The organism is Pirellulales bacterium, from assembly GCA_035939775.1.
GTDB lineage: Bacteria > Planctomycetota > Planctomycetia > Pirellulales > DATAWG01 > DASZFO01.
In genome coordinates this window covers 1-2,032 of record DASZFO010000043.1, presented here as the reverse complement: position 1 = coordinate 2,032, position 2,032 = coordinate 1, and the positions used below count along the sequence as shown (strand labels likewise).

The following is a 2,032-nucleotide window of genomic DNA, read 5'->3' as shown; positions in this document are numbered from 1 at the left end:
TTCCAGTCAGCGTCGACGAAGCCTGGCAGGTGTTCAGCCAAAGTGAGTCGATCCAGACGGCGCTCAAGCGCTATCCCTACATGCATCTAGAGGAAGTTCGCCCGGACTCGTTGCCGTGGCCTCCAATTCCCGGCGAGCCGGTGGAACTCGACGCGTATGTACCTTTTCGGGCCGATGCGCCGAGCGAAATCGAAGATGCGCTCGATCGCGGCCTGCTCGCCTTCTTCCTGGGCCGGCGGCTGCATCTGATTTGGTGCGAGATGAACGGCTGCGCGCCGGGCGTAAGCGCGGAGGCCGGGCGACCCAATCCGCCACCCAAACCGCGTTCCGGCAAGTCCGCATCGGGTCAATCGGACACCTTCATCGTCCATATCGATTCGCCATGGGGAGGCGGCAAGACTACGTTTGCGAACTTCGTCGCCCGCGTGCTCGACCCGCGCAACAGCCCGCTGACCGAGAACCATTTTCTGCGGCCGGTCGTGGCTCCCCTCGCGCGCCCGGATGAATTGGCAGCGACCAAACTCGACGAAATTTTCTTCCTTGATCCACCTCGCAACGAGCACGAGCGGAATCGCAACGAGGACGAGCGAAATCGCTGGCCCGAGGAGGCGCGTAAGCCGTGGATCATCGCCAATTACAACGCTTGGCGCGATCAGTATGTCCAGCCACCTTGGTGGCACTTGTTCCTGACTATTGAAAGTGCCTTATGCAAGGAGCTTCGTGCTGAGGTAGGACGCGGCATCGTTGGTTTCTTTAAGAATGGTTGGCGCGACAAGCCACTAGCAGCCCGACGAGTATGTAGCAGCTGTTGGCGTTGGCCCATGATTCGTCTGGAACGGTTCATTTATCAAATATGGAATGCAAAATTCAGAAATCAGCTCGTTTTGATTGGTCTGGCTGCTCTTCTATTCGGGGTAGCCTGGCAGACGGGTCTCGTGACGAGGATTCTCGACTTCGCCGGCCCCGCGGTCAAAGCTGAAACCAAGAGTATGATCGAGACGACTGTCGCGGTTTTAGGGTTTGCCGGCGTCAGCATAGCAACATTTCTTTCGGTGATCAGTCAGTCACTCACGCCGGACCTTGATTTTACGGCCGAGCATAAGCAGATCGGCGTGCGCGATCCGATCGGCCGTTTTCGCAATACCTTCGAGCGGATACTCGAACACGCGGCCCGGCCGGTCTTGCTGATCGTGGACGACATCGACCGATGCGAGCCGCGCGCGGTGGTCGAGATCTTGCGCGGGTTCCAGACCATCGTCCGTTCGTCGCGTTTGTTCGTTCTCGTGCTCGGCGATCGATCGTGGATCGAGAAGGCGCACGAGATCTACCACAAGGATTTCGCCGGCATTACCGTAGGTACGGAAAGCCGGTTGGGTGAGCGGTTCGTGGAAAAGATGTTCCAGCTGTCCTTCACCCTGCCGGCAATGAAGCCGGAAATTCGCGAGCGCTTCACCCGGGCCGTCCTCGACGGAGTCCTTGAAGGAAGGGCGGATCGGGGGGGCGGTGCAACCGATATGCCCGTACCACCCGACACAGGTCGTTCATCGGAGCAGGGAGATGTGCTTCGGGAGCTCGAGCAGAAAGTTGGCGAGGCCATCGACAATTTCGCGACCGTCGAAAAGCGCGAGGAGCAGGTCAACCTTGCGAAGCAGGAGGCCGTGGAACGGGGAGCCGAGAAAGCGCACGTCGACGCACTTGCCAACACCAAGCTTGTGGCGGCTGCGGCTTCCGATCCGGGGTATGAACGCCAGGTGGCCAATGTGCTGTTCGAGCTCGCGGCCAGGCTTCCCAACAACCCAAGACAAATCAAACGGATCATCAACGCCTTCGCAATCTACGAGACCGTCGGCCGTTTATATTTCGACTACCACCTCGGCACCGACAAAACCGGCGAAAATGGAGAAGTTGGCGCACGCCGCTGGCGCCAACTCGCGATCTGGGTGACGCTCGCGACGGAATGGCCGGACACCTGGCGGGCGCTGGCGCGCGAGCCGCGCCTGATCGATGCGGCCTATGCCGACGATCTCGCCGA

The 2,032-nt window shown here is 59.9% G+C and carries 1 protein-coding gene; it reads left to right on the top strand.

Annotated features, from left to right (window positions below; translation table 11 throughout):
- The coding region (locus VGY55_02010) for a P-loop NTPase fold protein (protein HEV2968732.1) at nt 1-2,032 on the top strand (2,032 nt) is incomplete at both ends.